1 protein-coding gene and 1 pseudogene are annotated in these 1,928 nt (G+C 71.8%); both read right to left on the reverse strand.

The window, feature by feature from the left end; genetic code table 11:
• Positions 1-730: pseudogene (locus QK444_RS35925) on the reverse strand (hypothetical protein); the annotation flags it as partial.
• 3 nt (positions 731-733) lie between these two features.
• The gene (locus QK444_RS35930; RefSeq protein ID WP_282786529.1) at positions 734-1,858 is read right to left on the reverse strand and encodes a VWA domain-containing protein; all 1,125 of its coding nucleotides are present in this window, start codon (positions 1,856-1,858) and stop codon (positions 734-736) included.
• Positions 1,859-1,928: the final 70 nt, after the last annotated feature.

Here is a 1,928-nt window from a genome sequence, read left to right on the forward strand (position 1 = left end):
GGGCGACACCATCTTCCAGTAGTTCGGCCAGGGGCGTCAGCACCGCCGCGGCCGCACTCGCCGCCGCTCCCGCCGCAGTGCCGTCGGCGTGGTCACCGACGGTGACCTCCACGGTCTCGTCAACCGTATCGACCGCGTCCGCGGCCCGGAATGCCCACACCGCCAGGACGATCGCATCGGCACGCGCCCCGCGGGCGGCATCGGTGCGGGCGTACGCCAGGTCACCGGGGACGAGGAATCGCACGGTGACAGCGGACAATTCGGCCGACGGCACCGGATCGTGCGTGGTGGCCCGGCGCACCCGGGCGCGGTACCCGGCGCGGCGGGCACGACCGGCGGCCGCGAAGGCGCGCGCACCCACCAGGTCGCGCAGCTGTTCGTCGGTGAACTCCGCCGGGGACCACGAGACGGCGGCCTCCGGTGTGTCGGCACGGGCGTATTCCGCGGTGGGCTCGGAGGTTTGGGCGTACGCGCGATAGGCGAGCACCGCGCGCACCCGGTGCCGGCACACCGTCGTCGCCGCACAGGTGCAGGACGACAGCTCCAGGGTCGTATCGGGCGGCAGGGTGGTGCGCACGCCGTCGGCGAAGGTGACCGCCACGGTGCCGTCGGCGGATTCGGTGAGTTCCGGGGGCGCGGCGGCGTTCTCCTTGGCCGCGCGCTTGAGAAGCCCCCGGTTGGCGAGGCTGATCAGGGAGTCGTCGGTGAGGGCCAGCAGGTCCGCGCGCATGGACTATCCGATCGTTTCCGCGATGAAGGCGGCCAGTTCACCGGGCGTCATCGCCCCCACGTGCACGCCCACATCGGCCAGCCGCTGCCCCAGCTCCCGGTCGAAGACCGGATCGGCCTGCTCGTCGAGGGCCGCCAGCCCCAGCACCGTCGTCCCCTCCGCGACGAGGGCGGCCGCCGTGCGCACCAGCCACGCCGCGTTGCCGCCCTCGTAGAAGTCACTGATCACCGCGATGACGGCGCGGCGCGGGTGCTCGACCAGCTGGGCCGCGTAGCCGAGCGCGCGGGCGATGTCCGTGCCGCCGCCGAGCTGCACCTTCATCAGCAGTTCGACCGGATCGTCCACATCGCGGGTGAGGTCGACGACCTCGGTGTCGAAGGCGATCAGGTGGGTCTCGAGGCCGGGCAAGCCCCACAGGCAGGCCGCCGTGACCGCCGAGTGGATGACATTGCCGACCATGGAACCGGACTGGTCCACCAGCAGGATGACCTGCCAGTTGTCCACATGGCGGCGGGTGCGTGCCCGGAAGTGCGCGGTCTCCACATAGAGCCGTCGCTGTTCGGGCCGGTAGTGGGCGAGGTTGGCGCGCACCGTGGTCGGGAAGTCGAAGTCGGCGGCGCGGGGGATGCGGCCGCGGCGGCGCGAGCGGGCGCCGAGCATCGTGGTGCGCACCTCGGTGGCGAGTCGTTCCATGAGCTCGCGCACCACCTGCTCGACAATGCGCCGCGCCATGCGCAGCACCTCCGGATTCATGAGGTGCTTGGTGCGCAGCACCGCGCCCAGCAGCTCGGCATTGGGCTCCAGCCGACCGAGCACCTCGGGATCGGTGAGCACGTCGTGTAATCCGTAGCGCTGCACCGCGTCCCGCTCCAGGCGCTCGACGGTGGTTTTGGGAAAGAGCCGGTGGATGTCGTCGAGCCAGTCCACGGCGTGCACGATGGCGGGGCCGTCACCGCCCTGGCGACGGATACCGCGCCGATCGAGTTCCTCGTCGCGGTCGTAGAGCCAGGCCAGTGCCGCGTCCTGGCCGGCGGTCGCGGCGCTGAGCGCGGCATCGCGGACGAGGCCCGACGCCGCCTCGCCCAGAATGAGCCGCCACCGTTCCAGTGTCGGATCGAGTTCAGTCATCGCCGCTCCCCAGCGGATTCGCGAGCAGTGCGTGCTCGGTCAGCAGTTCGTCCACCCGCGCCTCCAGCGC

This window comes from Nocardia sp. CC201C (assembly GCF_030010695.1).
GTDB lineage: Bacteria > Actinomycetota > Actinomycetes > Mycobacteriales > Mycobacteriaceae > Nocardia > Nocardia otitidiscaviarum.

Bases quoted from the DNA above. Each gene is read 5' to 3' on its own strand.
- QK444_RS35930 (WP_282786529.1), bottom strand. From the start codon at position 1,858: ATGACTGAACTCGATCCGACACTGGAACGGTGGCGGCTCATTCTGGGC.